Origin of the sequence: Methylobacterium nodulans ORS 2060, from assembly GCF_000022085.1 — a bacterium.
In the GTDB taxonomy this organism is placed as follows: Bacteria; Pseudomonadota; Alphaproteobacteria; order Rhizobiales; family Beijerinckiaceae; genus Methylobacterium; species Methylobacterium nodulans.
The window spans coordinates 1,525,984-1,543,770 of the sequence record NC_011894.1; the positions used below are offsets into that span (position 1 = coordinate 1,525,984).

Sequence of the window (17,787 nt, forward strand, 5' to 3'; positions counted from 1 at the left end):
CCCACTTCGAACACGTGAAAGGAACGTCACCATGAAGCAGTATCGCATCGCCGCTATCCCGGGCGACGGCATCGGCAAGGAAGTCATCGCCGCCGGCATCGAGGTGCTGAACGCCCTGGCCGAGCGCAGCGGGCAGTTCAGGTTCAGCTTCGATCACTTCGACTGGGGGTCCGACTACTACAAGCAGCACGGCGTGATGATGCCCGAGGATGGGCGCGAGCAGATCAAGGACCACGACGCGATCTATTTCGGGGCGGTCGGCGCGCCGGATGTGCCCGACCACATCACCCTGTGGGGCCTGCGGCTCGCGATCTGCCAGCCCTTCGACCAGTACGCCAATGTTCGCCCGACCCGCATCCTGCCAGGCATCACCAGCCCGCTGCGCCACGTGAACGGCCCGGAACTCGACTGGGTGATCGTGCGCGAGAACTCCGAGGGCGAGTACGCGGGCGTGGGCGGCCGGGTCCACCGCGGGCTGCCGGAAGAAGTCGCCACCGACGTCTCGATGATGACCCGCGCGGGCGTCGAGCGGATCATCCGCTTCGCCTTCAAGCTGGCGCAGTCGCGTCCGCGCAAGCTGCTCACCGTAGTGACGAAGTCGAACGCGCAGCGCCACGCCATGGTGATGTGGGACGAGATCGCCGCCGAGGTCGCCAAGGAGTTTCCGGACGTGACCTGGGACAAGATGCTGGTCGATGCCATGACGATGCGCATGGTGATGAAGCCGGGCTCGCTCGACACCATCGTGGCCACCAACCTGCACGCCGACATCCTGTCGGATCTCGCCGCCGCGCTCGCCGGCTCGCTCGGCATCGCGCCGACCGCCAACATCAACCCGGAGCGCAAGTTCCCGTCGATGTTCGAGCCGATCCACGGCTCGGCCTTCGACATCACGGGCAAGGGGATCGCCAACCCGATCGGCACCTTCTGGACCGCGGTGCAGATGCTGGAGCATCTCGGCGAGGCCCCGGCCGCCGACCGCCTGATGCGGGCGGTGGAGCGGGTCACGGCCAATCCGAACCTCCACACCCCGGATCTCGGCGGCCAGGCGACCACCCGCCAGGTCACGGACGCGGTGATCGCCGCCATCCAGGGCGACAACGCGTGAGGTCGTGACTGAGCCCGGTGGTCTTCTGCGGCGGCCGATCCGGCCGTCAGTGTCGCCCGGCACCTGCCCTGGCCCGCGAGGTCGGCCGGGTGATGGCCGGGCGGAGATCGCCGGAGCTATCATCGCCCCGGACACCGGGTCCCGAGCGGCGGCGCTGGGGCTGTCCTTCGCCGAGAGCCTCGAGCGCCGGGCACGGGGCGGCGTTGGGCGACCCCGTCGTCACAGGCCCGACTCAAACCAACCGCAACGATGCCGTCCTGGGCGTCCGACCCGGTCCAGCAGAGGCGGCCTGACAAGGCCGAACCCACCATGCGCCGTCACCGCCGTGCCAAGATCGTCGCCACCGTGGGCCCCGCGAGTGCGGCGCCCGACCGGCTGCGGGCCCTGTTCCTCGCGGGCGTCGACACCTTCCGCCTGAACTTCAGCCATGGCCTGCAGGAGGACCATGCCCGGGTCCATGCCGCCATCCGGGCGCTGGAACAGGAGGTCGGCCGCCCGATCGGCATCCTGCAGGACCTGCAGGGGCCCAAGATCCGGATCGGCACCGTCAAGGACGGCCGGCTCGAGCTTGCGGCGGGCGAGACCGTGCGCTTCGTGCTCGCGGGCAGCGAGGGCGACCAGCAGGCCATCCCGCTGCGCCACCCGGAGATCTTCGCGGCCGCCGCGCCGGGCCAAGATCTGCTGATCGACGACGGCCGGGTGCGGGTGCGGGTGGTTGGTCTCGAAGCCGACGCGCTCACCGCGGAGGTGATCACCGGCGGGCCGATCTCCAACCGCAAGGGCGTCAACCTGCCGGGCACCCTGCTCGACCTCTCGCCGCTGACGCCCAAGGATCGGGCGGATCTCGCCTTCGGGCTGGAGCTGGGCGTCGACTGGGTCGCGCTCTCCTTCGTGCAGAAGCCCTCCGACCTGGTGGAGGCGCGCGCGCTGATCGGGGAGCGCGCCGGCATCATGGCCAAGATCGAGAAGCCGCAGGCGCTGGAGCGGCTCGAGGACATCATCCGGCTGTCCGATGCCGTGATGGTGGCGCGCGGCGATCTCGGCGTGGAGATCCCGCACGAGGAGGTGCCGGGCCGCCAGAAGGAGCTGATCCGGGCCTGCCGGCTGGCGGTCAAACCGGTGGTGGTGGCAACCCAGATGCTCGACTCGATGGTGGCGGCGCCGGCCCCGACCCGGGCCGAGGCCTCGGACGTGGCCACCGCGATCTACGACGGGGCGGATGCGGTGATGCTCTCGGCGGAGTCGGCCACCGGGCGCTATCCGGTCGAGGCGGTGGCGATGATGGACCGGATCATCCGCAGCGTGGAGGGGCACAAGCTGTACCGCTCGATCGTCGCGGCCTCCGAGCCCGTCGTGGAAGAAACCCCGCCGCATGCGGTGGCGACGGCCACGGCGACGCTGGCCGAGGCGGTGCAGGCCAGCGCGATCGTGACCTACACGACCAGCGGCACGACCACGGCGCGGGTTGCGCGCAAGCGGCCGGCGGTGCCGATCCTGGCGCTGACCCCGAGCCTGGCGACGGCGCGGCGGCTGTGCCTGATGTGGGGGGCGCACAGTGTCCACACGGACGACGTCGATTCCTACGAGGAGATGACGAGCAAGGCCGCGCACGCGGCGCAGCAGGAAGGGTTCGCCCAGGCCAACGACCTCGTCATCACCACGGCCGGCATTCCCTTCCACACCGCCGGCAACACCAACAACATCCGTGTGATCCAGATCTGATGGTCAGCCGGGCAGATCGCGTGCTGTCCACAATTGTGCGGCTGCTCGCATCGAGTTGCGGGCAGATCAAGACCGGCTCGCTCGCCCGCTCGGACCGATTCGCCAAATACAACCAGCTCATCCGCATCCAGGAAGGGCCGGGCACCAGAGTTCGCTACGGTGGGCAGGCGATCCCCAAACCGACACGAGTGGCAGTTGGTGTTCAGAGCGTGGTCGGTGACTGCGCTGGCCTGGTGAGTTCTTGCCGAGATGTGGAGTATGCTCGGGCCTGAAAGCTGGCCTCGCGCGCCTTGATGATGGCTACGACGGTTTCGTTGATCGGCGTCGGGATGCCGTATTGCTGACCGAGGCGCGGGATCGAACCGTTGATCGCGTCGACTTCGCCGCGGCGGCCCGCGTTGTAGTCAAGCAGCATCGAGGGCCGAGCATTGGGGATCTTGCCGCCGAGCTTTCGGATGTGCTCGATCGGATCACCGACGTCGAGCGCGATGCCCATCGCCTCGGCCACCGCAATTGCCTCCCGCGCGCAGCCCAATGCCACCTTCCAGGCGTGCGGATCGGCCATGATTTCGCCGATGGTGAGGCCCGTGGTGGCGGCGGTCCCCGAGAAGGTTACGTTCATGATCAGCTTCTCCCAGACCATGCGACCGACATCGTCGAAGAGGCTGACCTTGAACCCGGAGGACTCCCAGATTCTGGCGGAGGCCTGTAGACGCTGCTTCGGCAGGCCCGCGAACGCACCGAAGCGGATCATCTCCAAGCCATTGTGGTGAGCATGGCCGGCTCCGCGCATCGAGGCGCCGAAGCCACCGACCACGCCCACGGCGATCTTGTCTCGATCGAGGACCGATGCCGCGACTTCGGGCGAGCCGAGGCCATTCTGGATCGTTTGGACCACTGTCTCCGGCCCGATCAGCGGCTCGCAGGCGCGTGCCGCCGCTTCGACGTCGAAGGCCTTGGTGGCGATGATGACGAGATCGCAGACACCGATCCCGTCCGTGGTCGTGCCTGCGCTGGCGAGCTGCACGGTGCGGTCACCGCTTGCACCCTCGACGCGCAGACCCTTGGTTCTCATCACCTCGGCGTGATCGGACCAGAGCGTGACGGCATGCACCTCGTGGCCGGCGGACGCCATGAGCGCGGCGTAGACCGAGCCCATCGCGCCGCATCCGACGATCGCGACCTTTGACATCTTCGCCTCCTTGCGCCGTCTCCGAAGGATCCGAGCTTTCTTAAGTCGATGTTCCGCGCGCGTTCGTCGCCCAGGACCTTCCGCAATCCGGGAAACCAACGGATCGGCCGCACGGCAGGCCGCGAGGGTCGCGGCGGGCAGGGCGTCACCGCTCTCCCGATATACTGCGCGCCGGCGTCATGGCGGGTGAGCCGAAGCGCCGGCCCGCCCGATGCCGTCCCCGGGGAGCACCGCGATGTCGAGGGAAGGAGTGGTGGCAGTCACGTGAGCCTCGTCGATGATGGCTGGATCAGAGCTGGTCGAGCCCGAGTCGCCTGAGGAGGTCGAGCAACTGATCTCGACGAGGTTCATATCCGGGTCACGCAGATAGATCGACCGGATCGGGCCGACCGCGCCGGTGCGGTCGACGATGCCCTCCTCGATCACGAAGCCCGAGGCTTCGAGGTGCCGCTTCACCGCCTCGATCGGCACGCTGGTGATCAGGCAGAAGTCGCCGGAGCCGGCCGTCGGGCGCGCGGCCTTGGGATCGATCTCCTTGCCAGCCTGGTGCAGGTTGATCTTCTGTCGGCCGAACTGCAGGGCCTTGCGACCATTGCCGAAGGTGACGATCTCCATGCCGCAGGCCCGCTGGTAGAAATCGCACGTCCTGTCGATGTCGGCGACGGTCAGGACGATGTGATCGAAGCGGTCGACATGCATGGCAATCCCGTTTCCTTCTGCGGCCTCGGTCGCCGCGGGCCTTCCCTGCAGGCCGAACGCCGTCGTGCCTGCGAGAACGAACCGACGATCGCAGAGATGGTCACGATTCGGCATCGTTGATCCCTGCCCTGGTCAAAGGCCTGCGCGGGCCCCTCGTCAGTGACCGGCGGAGACCGGCGAATCCTGCCCCGCGCCGTCGAGCGTCGCGCGGAGGCGGTCGGCATCGAGATCGCCGTCCCAGCGCGCGATCACGATGGCGGCGACGCCGTTGCCGATGGCGTTCACCAGCGCCCCGCCCTCGGAGATGAACCGGTAGACGCCGAGGATGATGGCGAGGCTGGCGACCGGGATCGAGTGCAGCGAGGCCAGCGTCGCCGCCAGGACCACGAAGGAGCCGCCCGTGACGCTCGCCGCGCCCTTCGAGGTGAGGAGCAGCACGCCGATGAGCGCGAGCTGGGCCTCGAAGCCGAGCGGGGTGTTGGTGGCCTGGGCGAGAAAGATCGCCATCCTCGTCAGGTTGATGCAGGTCCCATCCAGGTTGAACGAATAGCCCGACGGGACGACGATCCCGACCGTGGATTCGCCGCAGCCGGCCCGCTTGAGCTTCTCCATCAGCCGCGGCAGCGCCGCCTCGGACGAGGACGTGCCGAGCACGATCAGCAGCTCCTCCCGGATGTAGCGGATGAACTTGAGGATGCTGAAGCCGGCCATCCAGGCCACCGCGCCGAGCACGACGAGCACGAAGGTCGCGCAGGTGACGTAGAAGATCAGGACCATCTTCATCAGCGGCAGCAGGGTGACGATGCCGTACTTGCCGATGGTGAACGCCATGGCGCCGAACGCGCCGATCGGCGCCATGGCGTTCATGATGATGTTGACGACACCAAAGAGGGCCTTCGCGGCCATGTCGATCCCGTCCACCAGCGGCTGGACGCGCGGCCCGAGCTGGACGAGCGCGACGGCGACGAGAATCGAGATGAACAGGACCTGCAGGATGTCGCCCTCGGCGAAGGCACCGACAATCGTTGTCCACCGGGCGCCACAAGGGCCAGCGGCTGGGCGCCTGCACGGATTGCCGCGGTTTCTGGGCCAGGTACCGGGCGAACGCCATCGATTCGGACGAGATCGAGACGGTCGAGGGCCGCCTCTCCGTCACGCAGGGCACCTGTGCGGTGATGGGCACCGCCTCGACCATGGCCTGCATCGCGGAGGCGCTCGGCATGTCGCTGCCGGGCACTGCGGCGATCCCCGCGGTCCATTCCGACCGGCTCGTGGCGGCCGAGGAATCCGGCAGGGCCGCGGTGCGCCTGATCGAGACCGGGATCACCCCGCGCCAAGTCATCACCGAGAAGTCGGTCGAGAACGCGATCCGCGTGCTGATGGCGGTCGGCGGTTCGACCAACGCCATCGTGCACCTCACTGCGATCGCTGGCCGGCTCGGCATCCGGATCTCGCTCGACCGCTTCAACCAGCTCTCGGACCAGACGCCGGTCCTCGTCGATCTGAAGCCGGTCGGCGAGGGCTACATGGAGGACTTCCACGCCGCCGGCGGTATGGGCGCGCTGCTGCGCGAGCTGAAGCCTCTCCTCCACCTCGAGACGATCGACGTCGAGGGCCGCAGGCTGGCTGAGCGGCTGGCCGAACCGATCGACTGGGTCGACCGGGCCGTGATCCGGCCCGTCGCGGAGCCCGTCTCCCCGGTGGGTGGTCTCGTGGCGCTGAAAGGCAGCCTCGCGCCGGACGGCGCCATCTTCAAGCGTGCTGCCGCCAGCCCGGAGCTGTTCGAGTCGGAGGGGCGCGCGGTCGTATTCACTGGTCTGGAGGACCTGAGCGCGCGCATCGACGATCCCGATCTCGACGTCGCGCCGGGCGACATCCTCGTCCTGCAGAATGCCGGGCCGCACGCCGCCGGCATGCCGGAAGCGGGCTACCTGCCGATCCCCAAGAAGCTCGCGCGGGCCGGCGTCAAGGATATGGTGCGCATCTCGGACGCGCGCATGTCGGGCACGGCCTTCGGGTCCATCGTGCTGCACGTCGCGCCGGAGGCCGCAATCGGCGGCCCGCTCGCGGCTTTGCGCAATGGCGACCGCATCCGTCTCTCGATCCGCGAGAAGCGGATCGATCTCCTGGTCGATGCGGCCGAGATCGCCCGGCGCCTGGCGGGTTTCCGTCCGCCGCCGGCTCCGGCCCGCGGCTACAAGGTGCTGTATCGGCGCAGCGTCATGCAGGCGCCGGACGGCTGCGACTTCGACTTCCTGTCGGAGGCGAAATCGGTGCCCACACAAGCTTCATAACACGCTCCGGTTTTCCGGTCGTTGTCTGCCCATGTTCTTGCCATGAACTTCGAGGCATCAGCCGAGGAGCGCATCGAGGCGATCTATCACCCGGACCGGAGCGAGGTCCGGGTACTCGTCTGGCAGGCCGGCGCGATTGACCCAGACCGGCGCGAAGCCGTAGGCGGCTGCCCCGGCGACGTCCCAGCGGTTCGAGGACACGAACGCGGTCTCGGACACGCCGACACCCAGCCGCTCTGGCACGAGGTCGTAGGCGCGGGGGCTGGTCTTGAAGACGCCAGCCGGGTCGACCGACAGCACCGCGTCCAGGTGATCCTGGAGCGCAGCGGCCCGTAGCGCGGCGTCGAGCATTGCGGCGTCGCCGTTGGATAGGATCGCGGTCCTAAGGCCGGCCGCGCGCAGCGCCGCGAGGGTGCGGGGCACCTCCGCGTAGGCGTCCAGCACCCGGTACGCCTCCAGGAGCGCCGATCGCACTCCCCGGTCGACGCCGGGATGGCGGGCGAGCGCGTAGTCGAGCGCACGCTCGGTCAACGCCCAGAACGGGGCGTACCGGCCGCACAGCGAGAGCACCCAGGAGTATTCAAGCTGTTTCTGGCGCCAGGTGTCCGACAGGGACCGGGCGTCGGGCCCGACCGCGGCGGCGTGACGTTGCACGGCAGAGTGCACGTCGAGGAGGGTGCCATAGGCGTCGAAGACCACGGCGCGGGCGCCGTCAAGAGGAGGGAGCAAGGGCATCAGGGCCTCGCATACGAGAAGATCGGAGAAATTGGATCTGCCGCCATCCGGCTCCTTCGTTCGACGGAGATCAATGCACGACGACCATCTTTCCGCCGGCTGCGTTCGCCTCCATCAGGCGGTGCGCCTCGCGGACCTCATCGAAGCGGAAGACGCGCGCCGGCTTCACGTCGAGCCGACCTGCGGCCGCGTCCTCGGCGATCTGCCGCAGCGAGACGTCGGAGAGAGGGAAGCCCGGCGTGCCGAACACGAAGCTGCCGAAGAAGGTCAGGTAGACGCCGCTCGCCATCTGCAGCAGCGGGTTGAAATCCGGGATCGGGGCAAGGCCGCCCAGCCAGCCGGCGAGGCAGGAGCGGCCCCCGCGGCGGAGCATGGCGAGCGAGTCGAGGACCACGCTGTTGCCGACCAGGTCCAGGATCGCGTCGATCCGCTTCGCCTCGGGGATGTGCTGCGACAGATCCGGCCGCTCGACCTCGCAGCGCGCGGCACCGAGCGCCTCGAGCATCGCGAAACGCTCAGGATTGCGCGTGGTGGCGATGACGCGGGCCCCGGCGTTCACCGCCAGCTTGAGCGCGGCCTGCCCGAACGACGACGTCGCTCCGCGGATCAGCAGAAGCTGATCCTTCTGGAGGTCGAGGTTGCGGAACAGGCACGTCCAGGCGGTCGCGTATGTCTCCGGGATAGCCGCGAGTTCGGCCCAGGGGAGGTCCGCGTCGATCAGCGCGACGTTGCTGACCGGGGCGCGGGTGAACTGCGCGTAGCTCCCGTTGATGGTGCGGCCGAGCCCGCCCATCAGTGCGGCCACCTTGGCTCCGACCGGAAACTCGCCGCCGGGGCACGACTTGACGATGCCCACGCATTCGATGCCGGAAACCGGCGCCGCCTCGGCCCATTCACCCCGCCGCATGTGCATCTCGGCGTGGTTGATGCCGAAAGCCTTGATCTCGATGACGACGTGGCCTGCGAGCGGCTCGGGCTCGGGAATATCCTTGTAGACGAGGACGTCGAGACCGCCGAAGCCGTCCAGAACGATGGCACGCATGACGAACTCCCTGAGTTGCGGGCGCTGCTCGAGCGCGTGACCGAGAGGTCGGGACGCAGCGAGGGGTGACGGCCTTGGGACAGGGCTCAGCCGAGGAAGGTCCGGATCGCTGCGGCGATCTCAGCCGCGTGGGTCTCGAGCGCGAAGTGACCGGTGTCGAAGAAGGTCACCTGCGCGTCCGGGATGTCGCGCTTGAACGCCTCGGCGCCGGGCGGGAGAAAGAACGGGTCGTTGCGGCCCCAGACGGCGAGAAAGCGCGGCCTGTGCGTCCGGAAATAATCCTGGAAAACCGGATAGAGTGCGACGTTGCTCGCGTAGTCGCCGAATAGATCAAGCTGGATCTCGTCGGCTCCCGGGCGCGCGAGGTAGAAATTGTCGAGCGAGTAGCCGTCCGGCGAGACGGACGTCGGATCCGGGACGCCGTGGGTGTACTGCCAGATGGTGGTTTCCGGCTTCAGGAAGTCGCGCAGAGCATCTCGGTTGGCCTGCGACGGATCTTGCCAGTAGGCCCTGATCGGGTTCCAGCCCTCACTCAGCCCCTCCTCGTAGGCGTTGCCGTTCTGCGAGATGATGGCGGTGATCCGGTCCGGATGGCTGACGGCAAGACGGAAGCCGGTCGGCGCTCCGTAGTCGAAGACGTAGATCGCGAACCTGTCGAAGCCGATCACCTCGGTGAATTGGTCGATCACGGAGGCGAGGTTGTCGAAGCTGTAGGTGAACCTGTCCCGCGCCGGCATCTCCGAGCGGCCAAAACCCGGAAGGTCGGGAGCCACGAGGTGAAAACGGTCGGCCAAGCGCGGGATGAGGTCGCGGAACATGTGCCCCGCGCTCGGGAAGCCATGCAGAAGCAGAAGCTTCGGGGCGCCGGGAGAACCGGCCTCGCGGTAGGCGATCCTCAGGCCGGCAACGTCTACGGAGCGATAGCGGATGTGGGGCATCGGATGCCATCCTCTTGTAACCGCCTCGCGCGGTATAAAGGGGTTATTTCGCAGATTTTGTAACCTGTCAACAGCGTTCATGACGGTTACGGACGGGCTGGGATAGTCCCATGCGGCCGGCTGCCTGCACCTGCTCCCCACCTGGATCGAGGTGACCGGGTTGCGCCGGTTCGCGCTGGGGTATGCTAACCTGATAGGTGCATTTAGCTAGGTTAGCCTCCATATGGGTCGGAGACGCAGCCAGGTTGCGAGACAAGCAGATGGACCACCACCACACGCCCGCGATGTTCATCGCCGACGCGCCGGGCCTGGATTTCCTCAATTCGATCGCCACCCCGGTCGATGTGCCCGTCGACTGGATCAGCGACGGCGAGGGGTTGCTGGACTGGCTGGAGCAGGCCGGCCTCCTGCCCACTGCGGCCGCCGCCGCCGTGCGGGAGCGTGTCACGCCAGGAGAACTCGACGCCGTCGCGGCTCGGGCCCGACAATTGCGGGAATGGTTTCGAGGCTTCGTCGACGCGCGCAAGGGGCGACCGCTCACACCCGAGGACCTGCTCGAACTGAAGCCCCTCAACCGGCTACTCGAGAGGGATGAGAGCTTCAGCCAGATCGTCGCCCGAGATCACGACGGTGCGGTGCATCTGGAGCTTCAGACCTCGCGCCACTGGCGCACCCCGGAGTCGCTGCTTCAGCCGATCGGCACGGCCCTCGCGCGGCTCGTCTGCGAGGAGGACTTCACGCACATCAAAGCGTGCGAGGGGCACGCCTGCACGCTGATGTTCGTCGACCGCACGCGCGGCCGCGCCCGCCGGTGGTGCAGCATGGCCGTCTGCGGGAACAGGGCCAAGCAGGCGGCCCACAGGAACCGTCGGCGAGCCTGAGGTCCGAAGATCTGCGCATCATGGCTCCCGCCTCCCGGGAGCCGGAGCCTCCGGAAGACCAGGGGTGGTCCAAAGGATGCAAGGAGGCCCTCGCGCTCGGAAGGGGCGCGAGGGCCTGTGGTCAGGATCGAAGACACTCGCCCCGGCAGAGCGAGCCGGTGCGCAGGGTCGGGCGGCGCAATTCAGGCCAAGGCCACCTCGGAGGAAGCGGGCTTGTCGCCTGCCGCGCTGTCGGGGGCCGACGCGGCGATGTCCGCCCGGCTCGGGATCAGGGCCAGAAGAGCGGCGGCCAGAAGTGCGCCGCCCCCGATCACCCACAGGCCCGCTTGGCTGGTGCCGAGCCAGGTCTCGGCCGCGACCTTCAGGTTGGGCGCCACGAACCCGCCGAGATTGCCGAGCGCATTGATGATCGCGATGCCGCCCGCTGCCGCGAACCCACCGAAATAACCCATCGGAAAGGTCCAGAAGATCGGCTGAGCGCTGATCAGGCCAGCCACCGAGACGCAGAGCGCGATCACGGCGAGGAGCGGGCTGACATAGCCGGACGCGATCATCCCGAGACCGGCCCCCAGAAGCGAGACGACCGCAAACAGCCGCCGGCGCCCGGTCCGCAGGGCGAGGCCCGGCCAGAACAGGCTCACCCCGAAGGCGCATAGCCACGGGATGCTGGTCACCAGCGTGACATAGAGCCCGACCTTGGTGCCGAGCAGCGCGCTCACCTGAGCCGGAAGGTAGAAGGCGATCCCGTAGCCGCAGATCGCGAGGCAGAAGTAGCAGAGCGCGAAATGCAGCAGCAGCGGGTTGCGGAAGATCGCCCCGAGCTTCACGGTGCCGCGCTCGCGCTTGGCGGCCTCCTCCCGGGCGAGAACCTGCCCCAGGGCAGCCTGCTCGCGAGGCGGCATCCAGGCCGCTTTGGCCGGACGGTCGGTCAGGTAGAAATAGGCCCAGAGGCCGACCAGCGAGGCCGCCAATCCCTCGACCAGGAACATCAGCTGCCAGCCGTGCAGGCCGAAGGCTCCATCGAGGTCGAGCAGCAGGCCCGAGACCGGCCCGCCCAGGATGAAGCAGAGCGGCTGGCTGAGATAGAACAGGCCGAGGATCTGGCCGCGTTCCCGGGCCGGGAACCAGTAGGTGAGGTAGAGCAGGACCCCGGGGAAGAAGCCCGCCTCGGCGAGCCCGAGCAGGACGCGCAGGACCCAGAAGGATGTGTCGCCCTGCACGAAGGCCATGGCGGCCGCCAGCAGGCCCCAGGTCACCATGATCCGGGCGAGCCATACGCGCGCGCCGATCCGGTGCAGCAGGAGGTTGCTCGGCAGTTCGAAGACGGCATAGCCGACGAAGAAGATACCGGCTGCGAATGCGAAGGCCGCTTCCGAGATCCCGATCGAGGCCTGAAGCGCCTGCTTGGCGTAAGCGACGTTGGCGCGGTCGAGATAGGCCAGCAGGTACATCAGGACCAGGAACGGCACGAGGCGCCGCCTCGCGCGGCTGACCGCCTGATCGATCTCGGCTATGGGCTCCATGGGGTTCCTCCTCGGATTCTTCATGCGTTCGTCGTTCGGCCGGTCAGCGCCCGCCGGCCACGTCCACGATCGTGCCGGTGACGTAGGCGGCGGCGGGCGAGAGGAGCCACAGCGCCGCTGCGGCCACCTCCGCGGCCGTGCCGGGCCGCCGCAACGGGATGGAACTGGCGATCTCCGCCACCTTGCCGCGATCCCCGAACACGTCGCCCTGAATGGGCGTATCGATCACCCCCGGCGCCAGGGCGTTGACCCGGATGGCAGGGGCAAGCTCCTTGGCGGCCGCGACGGTCAGCGAGGCGATCGCACCCTTGGTGGTGGCGTAGAGCGCATTGCCGGGCATGCCGCCGGTGCGGGCTGCGATCGACGAAAGGTTGAGGATCGCGGCGGCCGGATGGGGAGCCCGCCCGCTCAGGAAGGCGCGCGTGCAGTAAAGGACGCTCTTCAGGTTGACTGCGAGCACGCGGTCGATCTCGGCCGGGTCCATCTCAGCCAGGGCCATCCGGCGGCCGATGATGCCGGCATTGTTGACGAGGTGGGTGGGTGCCCAAGCCGAGCCGGCCAGCTCGGCCATGGCGCCGGCCACGGCGGACTCATCCGAGACGTCGACCCGCGCGGTCCGGAGCCGGTCGCCGCAAGCCTCGGCGCAAGCCGCAAGGCCGGCCGCGTCCACGTCCCAGGCGACCGCACGGGCTCCGGAGGCGAGCGCCGCCTCGACGATGGCGCGGCCGATGCCGGACGCGCCCCCGGTGACCAGGATCACGGCCTGCGTCAGGCCGGGCGATGCAGGGATCTCATCATGCGCGACGATCATGGGTCGACCTCCAGGGCGGGCAGGACTTTTCCGGGCAGGACTTTTCCGGGATTGAGGATGCCCTCCGGATCGAGGGCGCGTTTGATGGCCTGCATCACGCCGATCGCGGGACCATGTTCGAGCGTCATGAACTTGATCTTGCCCGAGCCGACCCCGTGCTCGCCGGTGCAGGTGCCGTCGAGGGCGAGGGCGCGGCGCACCAGGCGGTCGTTCAACGCCTCCGCCTCCGCCAGTTCCGCGGCGCTCGTCGGATCGACGATCAGGCCGAGATGGAAATTGCCGTCCCCGACATGCCCGACGGTCGAGATGAAGAAGCTCGCCGCCTCGATATCCGCCTGGGTTTCGGCAATGCAGCGGGGCAGGTTCGAGATCGGCACGCAGACATCCGTGCTCCAGACCTTCGCGTTCGGCCGCATCGCCTGGATCGCGTAGTGGACATCGTGGCGGGCGCGCCAGAGCCGGTTGCGCCTGTCCGCGTCCGCGGCGGACTCGACGGCGAGGACGCCGTTGGCCTCGGCCAGGTCCTGCACCAGGCGCATCTGCTCCGCGGTGGCCGCCGGGGAGCCGTGGAACTCCATGAACAAGGTCGGCTGCTCGGCAAGCGTCGTCCCCGAGTAGCGGTTCACCGCCCGGACGGTGCGCGGATCGAGGAGCTCGACCCGGGCGATCGGGATCCCGCACTGCACGATCTCGACGACCGTGGCGACGGCCGCCTCCACGCTCGGGAAGGCGCAGACGGAGGCGGTGACCGATTCCGGGATGCCGTAGAGCCGGACCGTCAGTTCGGTGATGATGCCGAGCGTCCCCTCCGACCCGACGAGGAGCCGCGTCAGGTCGTAGCCCGCCGAGCTCTTGCGCGCCCGGCTCGACGTCCTGATCACGCTGCCATCGGCCATCACGGCGGTCAGCGAGACGACGTTGTCCTTCATCGTGCCGTAGCGGACCGCGTTGGTGCCGGAGGCCCGCGTCGCCGCCATGCCGCCCAGCGTGCTCTCGCCGCCGGGATCGACCGGGAAGAACAGGCCGGTGTCGCGCAGGTGGTCGTTGAGCTGGTGGCGCGTCACCCCGGCCTGCACGGTCGCGTCGAGATCCTGCGGCCGGACCGCGACGATCCCGGTCATCCGGCTCAGATCGATGCAGACGCCGCCGTCGAGCGCCGAGACATGCCCTTCGAGGGAGGTTCCGCCGCCGAAGGGAATCACGGCGAGCCGGTGCGCGGCGCAGATCCTGACGATGCGCGACACCTCCTCGGTGCCGAGCGCGTAGCAGACCGCATCCGGCGGCACGGTCGGATGGTAGGATTCGCCGCGTCCGTGGTGCTCGCGTTCGGCAAGGCCGAGGGCCAGCCGGTCTCCGAGCAGGGTCGACAGCTCCTCGAGCGCCGCGCGCGGGAGGGCGGACCGGGCTCCCCGGCCTGCGAGACTGCCTTCCATGGTGTGCGTTCTCCCAAGGCACGGTCAGGCCGCTTTGCGACCTGCCGGCTTGCTCGATGAAGCCTGCGAGGAGCCGGCGGAGCGCCGATCGCGATCGGCGCCCCGCGGTCAGTGATACGCGCCGAGACCGAGGATCTGCTCGTAATCGTGGAGCGACAGCAGCGGCGGGCCGGATGCGAGCGTGGTGCCGTCCCGCGCCAGCGACGCCGCGAAGTCCCGCATCATGCGGGCATAGGCCAGGGTCGACGAGACGGGATAGTTCAGAAGCTTGAAACCGAGCTCTGCGAAGTCCGAGACCTTCAGGTCCGGCACTTTCCCTTCGACGTAGTTGAAGACGAGCGGCTTCGAGATGCTCGCGACGGCCTCGCGCATCTCCTCGATACTCTGCAGCATCTCGAGCAGGACGAGGTCGGCGCCGGCCTCCGCGTAGATCTGCCCGCGCCTCAGCGCGTCCGGGAAGCCGTTCGGAATGCGGGCGTCGGAGCGGCCGATGATCAGGAAATCCGGATCGGTGCGGGCCGCGACGGCGGCGCGGATCTTGTCCGCATGCTCCTCGGCCGACACCAGCGCGAGGCCCTTCATGGCCCCGCATTTCTTCGGCGTGACCTGGTCCTCCAGGTGGACGGCCGCGACGCCGGCCGCCTCGTATTCGCGGATCGTGCGCACGACGTTGTTGAGGTTGCCGTAGCCCGTATCCGCATCGGCCACCACGGGCACCGACACGGCTGCGGCGAGGGAGCGGCCACGGGCGACCATCTCGGTCATCGTCAGGAGCCCGACATCCGGCGCTCCGATCAGGCTGGCGGAGAGGCCGTTCCCGGTCATGTAGACGGCTTCGAACCCGGCCTGCTCGATGATCCTGGCCCCGAGGGCATCGTGGCACCCGGGCGCCACCAGGATGCCGGGCTGCCGCAGCCGCTGCGCCAGACGTGTCGTCGCCCTCATGAAGGCCCCTCCCGTTCGGTCTTGAATCTGGGATACAAGACTGGTACCCAAGTTTCAAGGGGCGTCGCCCGGGATCGATCCCGACGGGGCGGTGCGATCCCCATCCGCGTGACCACAGCTGAAACGTGGCAGACGAGGGAGGATGATGTGACTGCAGCCATCGCGCTGGGCGCGCCGGTTCCGGACATCCGCAAGCAAGTGATGCGCAAGCTCTTCAGCCGCATCGTGCTTTATTGCTTCTTTCTGTTCATCATCAATTATCTGGATCGGGTGAATGTCGGGTTCGCCGCGCTCCAGATGAACCAGGAGCTCGGCCTGACGCCGAAGATCTTCGGCTTCGGGGCCGGCATCTTCTTCCTCGGCTACATGGCCTTCGAGATCCCCAGCAACATGATCCTGCACCGGGTCGGGCCGCGGGTCTGGATCGCCCGCATCATGGTGAGCTGGGGGATCGTTTCCTGCGCCATGGCCTTCATCCAGGGGCCGTGGAGCTTCTACATCCTGCGCTTCCTCCTCGGGGTCGCGGAGGCCGGTTTCGCGCCCGGCGTACTGCTGTATCTGACCTACTGGTTCCCGCGCCGGGAGCGGGGCCGCGCGGTCGCCGGGTTCATGACCGCAACCGTGCTCTCGTCGGTGATCGGTGCGCCGCTCTCGGGTTGGCTGATCGGCAGCACCGACGGCGCCTTCGGCCTCTCCGGCTGGCAATGGATGTTCCTGATCGAGGGCATCCCGGCGGTGATCTTCGGGGTCGTGACGTTCTTCTATCTGGTCGATCGACCCGAGACGGACCGTTGGCTCACCTCCGATGAGCGGAACTGGCTGGTGGCCGAACTCGCGCGGGAAGAGCAGGAGGGCGCTTCACGGGCGACGCACGATTTCCGGTCGATCTTCCGCGATGCGCGTGTCTGGCTGCTCACGCTCGTCTACATGTTCAACGGCATCGCCATCTATGGCGTCGTGCTGTGGCTGCCTCAGATCGTGAAGACGATCGGCGGCCTCAGCACGGTCCAGACGGGGTTCGTCTCCGCCATTCCGTTCGTCTTCGCCGCGATCGGGCTCATCGTCATCGCGCGCAACTCCGACCGGACCGGGGAGCGCAAGTTCCACACGGCGGCCGCCGGGTTCGCGGGTGGGGCATTCCTGTGCCTGAGCGCGCTCGTCGGAGCGCCGGTGCCCGGGTTCCTGCTGCTGTGCTGCGCGGCCTTCACGCTCTGGGCCACGCTCGGCGTGTTCTGGACGCTGCCGACGCAGTTCCTGAGCGGCGCCGCTGCGGCCGGCGGGCTCGCCGCCATCAACGGCTTCGCTCAGATCGGTGGCTTCACGGGCCCCTTCCTGGTCGGCTGGATCCGCGAGGCGAGCGGCAGCTACACGCTCGCCCTGGTCACGCTCGGCATCTTCCCGATGCTCGGAGCCGTCCTGTGCGCCTCGCTCAAGGCGCGGCGCGACTGATCTCCCCCGGTACCCTGGCGCCGGAGCGTCGAATGAACGATGCTCTCCGGCGCTGGGGGCCGGCCCGGATGCCGGCTCAACCGGGCACCATCCGGCACGACGGCAGCGAGCGAAGCGGATCAGGATGACCAAGGCCAGGGCGGAACGGACGACATCGCTGGCCCAGCACGTGGCGGACGAACTCCGCAAGGCGATCGTCTCGGCGCAGTTCGATTTCGGGGAGGCCCTGTCGGAGGAGGGGCTTGCGGCGGCCTTCGGGGTGAGCCGGACCCCCATCCGAGAGGCCCTGACGATCCTGCAGGCGGAAGGTCTCGTGACCATCGTGCCCAAGTCGGGCACCTACATTTTCACGCCGAGCGAGGACGATGTCGCGGAATTGTGCGAGCATCGCGTCACGCTCGAGGTGGAGGCCGTCAAGCGCACGCTGCAGCGGGGGCGCGAGGCAGCCCTGGCGGAATTGCGTCTGGCCTTCGCCGATATGACGCGGGCCCGCGCGACGGAGGATATGGAGCTCTACGGACGCGCCGACACGGCGTTCCACCTGAGCTTCTTTCATCATTGCGGCAACCGTTATCTGCGCGATGCCTATGAGCGGAATCTCGGGCGTGTGTCGGCCCTGCGCACGCACCTGGCCTTCGTGGCCGTCAACGAACCCGAGCGGTCTTACGCCGACCACGAAAGGATCATCGCGCTGATCAGCGCCAACGAGCCGGAGCAGCTGGCGGATTTGCTGGAGCAGCATATCTTGCGCACCCGCGAGAATTATCTCAGCGCCCTTCGCGGCCGCCTCCAGGTCGGTGAGCTGAACCGTGTCGCACGCATCCGCCGCAAGCTCGGCCATGCCAATGGCACTTTCGGACGGTCGGTCCAGGCCGTGGAGGAGCAGGCAAGCGCTCCACGGGACGCTCCGCCGCGGCGTTCGGCGGTCTAAATAGAAACTGATACGGTTTCCGGTCTCTTCCTTCCGAGACCAGTACGCGCGGGGAACCCCTCTCCCGTGCGGGAGAGGGGTTCC

14 protein-coding genes and 3 pseudogenes are annotated in these 17,787 nt (G+C 68.3%); 7 read left to right on the top strand and 10 right to left on the bottom strand.

From position 1 onward, the window contains the following. The first annotated feature begins 31 nt into the window (after positions 1-31). From MNOD_RS06955 to eno, 3 genes and pseudogenes are all read left to right on the top strand, one after another. Positions 32-1,108: a tartrate dehydrogenase gene (locus MNOD_RS06955; protein ID WP_015928136.1), complete on the top strand. Its 1,077-nt coding sequence runs from the start codon at positions 32-34 to the stop codon at positions 1,106-1,108. A 309-nt stretch (positions 1,109-1,417) separates the two neighbouring features. Then, complete coding sequence (pyk, locus tag MNOD_RS06960; protein ID WP_015928137.1) at positions 1,418-2,830, top strand: pyruvate kinase; 1,413 nt, start codon at positions 1,418-1,420, stop codon at positions 2,828-2,830. 26 nt (positions 2,831-2,856) lie between these two features. Further along, positions 2,857-3,003 (top strand): annotated as a pseudogene (gene eno, locus MNOD_RS48835) (phosphopyruvate hydratase); the annotation flags it as partial. Positions 3,004-3,032: 29 nt separating this feature from the next. Here the strand turns inward: eno and MNOD_RS06965 are convergent. The 3 genes and pseudogenes from MNOD_RS06965 to MNOD_RS06975 form a co-directional block, all read right to left on the bottom strand. Continuing rightward, the gene (locus tag MNOD_RS06965; RefSeq protein ID WP_015928138.1) at positions 3,033-4,022 is read right to left on the bottom strand and encodes a ketopantoate reductase family protein; all 990 of its coding nucleotides are present in this window, start codon (positions 4,020-4,022) and stop codon (positions 3,033-3,035) included. A 330-nt stretch (positions 4,023-4,352) separates the two neighbouring features. Beyond that, positions 4,353-4,721: pseudogene (locus MNOD_RS42335) on the bottom strand (VOC family protein); the annotation flags it as partial. A gap of 156 nt (positions 4,722-4,877) precedes the next feature. Then, positions 4,878-5,744 carry a cation:dicarboxylate symporter family transporter gene (locus MNOD_RS06975; RefSeq protein ID WP_083786343.1) on the bottom strand — a complete coding sequence of 289 codons (867 nt, stop codon included), beginning with the start codon at positions 5,742-5,744 and terminating at the stop codon, positions 4,878-4,880. Between the two features lie 2 nt (positions 5,745-5,746). On the opposite strand from MNOD_RS06975, the pseudogene MNOD_RS06980 reads away from it, so the two are divergent. Continuing rightward, positions 5,747-7,015: pseudogene (locus tag MNOD_RS06980) on the top strand (dihydroxy-acid dehydratase); the annotation flags it as partial. 57 nt (positions 7,016-7,072) lie between these two features. On the opposite strand, the gene MNOD_RS06985 reads toward MNOD_RS06980, so the two are convergent. From MNOD_RS06985 to MNOD_RS06995, 3 genes are all read right to left on the bottom strand, one after another. Then, positions 7,073-7,750 carry a haloacid dehalogenase type II gene (locus MNOD_RS06985; protein WP_015928140.1) on the bottom strand — a complete coding sequence of 226 codons (678 nt, stop codon included), beginning with the start codon at positions 7,748-7,750 and terminating at the stop codon, positions 7,073-7,075. A 70-nt stretch (positions 7,751-7,820) separates the two neighbouring features. Continuing rightward, complete coding sequence (locus MNOD_RS06990) at positions 7,821-8,792, bottom strand: zinc-binding alcohol dehydrogenase family protein (RefSeq protein WP_015928141.1); 972 nt, start codon at positions 8,790-8,792, stop codon at positions 7,821-7,823. 86 nt (positions 8,793-8,878) lie between these two features. Beyond that, complete coding sequence (locus tag MNOD_RS06995) at positions 8,879-9,730, bottom strand: alpha/beta fold hydrolase (RefSeq protein ID WP_015928142.1); 852 nt, start codon at positions 9,728-9,730, stop codon at positions 8,879-8,881. 260 nt (positions 9,731-9,990) lie between these two features. Between MNOD_RS06995 and MNOD_RS07000 the strand changes: the two genes are divergently transcribed. Next, the gene (locus tag MNOD_RS07000) at positions 9,991-10,611 is read left to right on the top strand and encodes a CGNR zinc finger domain-containing protein (protein ID WP_015928143.1); all 621 of its coding nucleotides are present in this window, start codon (positions 9,991-9,993) and stop codon (positions 10,609-10,611) included. A gap of 182 nt (positions 10,612-10,793) precedes the next feature. Here the strand turns inward: MNOD_RS07000 and MNOD_RS07005 are convergent, their stop codons facing one another. The 4 genes from MNOD_RS07005 to MNOD_RS07020 all read right to left on the bottom strand — a co-directional run bounded on the left by MNOD_RS07005 (position 10,794) and on the right by MNOD_RS07020 (position 15,323). After that, positions 10,794-12,134 (bottom strand): MFS transporter, encoded by a 1,341-nt coding sequence (locus tag MNOD_RS07005; protein WP_015928144.1) that lies wholly within the window; start codon positions 12,132-12,134, stop codon positions 10,794-10,796. A gap of 43 nt (positions 12,135-12,177) precedes the next feature. After that, a complete protein-coding gene (locus tag MNOD_RS07010; protein WP_015928145.1) occupies positions 12,178-12,945 on the bottom strand; it encodes an SDR family NAD(P)-dependent oxidoreductase in 768 nt (255 codons plus the stop codon). Beyond that, a complete protein-coding gene (locus MNOD_RS07015) occupies positions 12,942-14,378 on the bottom strand; it encodes an FAD-binding oxidoreductase (protein ID WP_015928146.1) in 1,437 nt (478 codons plus the stop codon). Before MNOD_RS07015 ends, MNOD_RS07010 begins: the two co-directional genes overlap by 4 nt. 108 nt (positions 14,379-14,486) lie before the next feature. Beyond that, positions 14,487-15,323 (bottom strand): isocitrate lyase/PEP mutase family protein, encoded by an 837-nt coding sequence (locus MNOD_RS07020; protein WP_015928147.1) that lies wholly within the window; start codon positions 15,321-15,323, stop codon positions 14,487-14,489. 147 nt (positions 15,324-15,470) lie between these two features. On the opposite strand from MNOD_RS07020, the gene MNOD_RS07025 reads away from it, so the two are divergent. Both MNOD_RS07025 and MNOD_RS07030 read left to right on the top strand, forming a co-directional pair. Beyond that, on the top strand, positions 15,471-16,772 hold the full coding sequence (locus MNOD_RS07025; protein ID WP_015928148.1) for an MFS transporter: 1,302 nt from the start codon (positions 15,471-15,473) through the stop codon (positions 16,770-16,772). 124 nt (positions 16,773-16,896) lie between these two features. Then, on the top strand, positions 16,897-17,703 hold the full coding sequence (locus MNOD_RS07030; RefSeq protein WP_015928149.1) for a GntR family transcriptional regulator: 807 nt from the start codon (positions 16,897-16,899) through the stop codon (positions 17,701-17,703). Positions 17,704-17,787 lie beyond the last annotated feature (84 nt).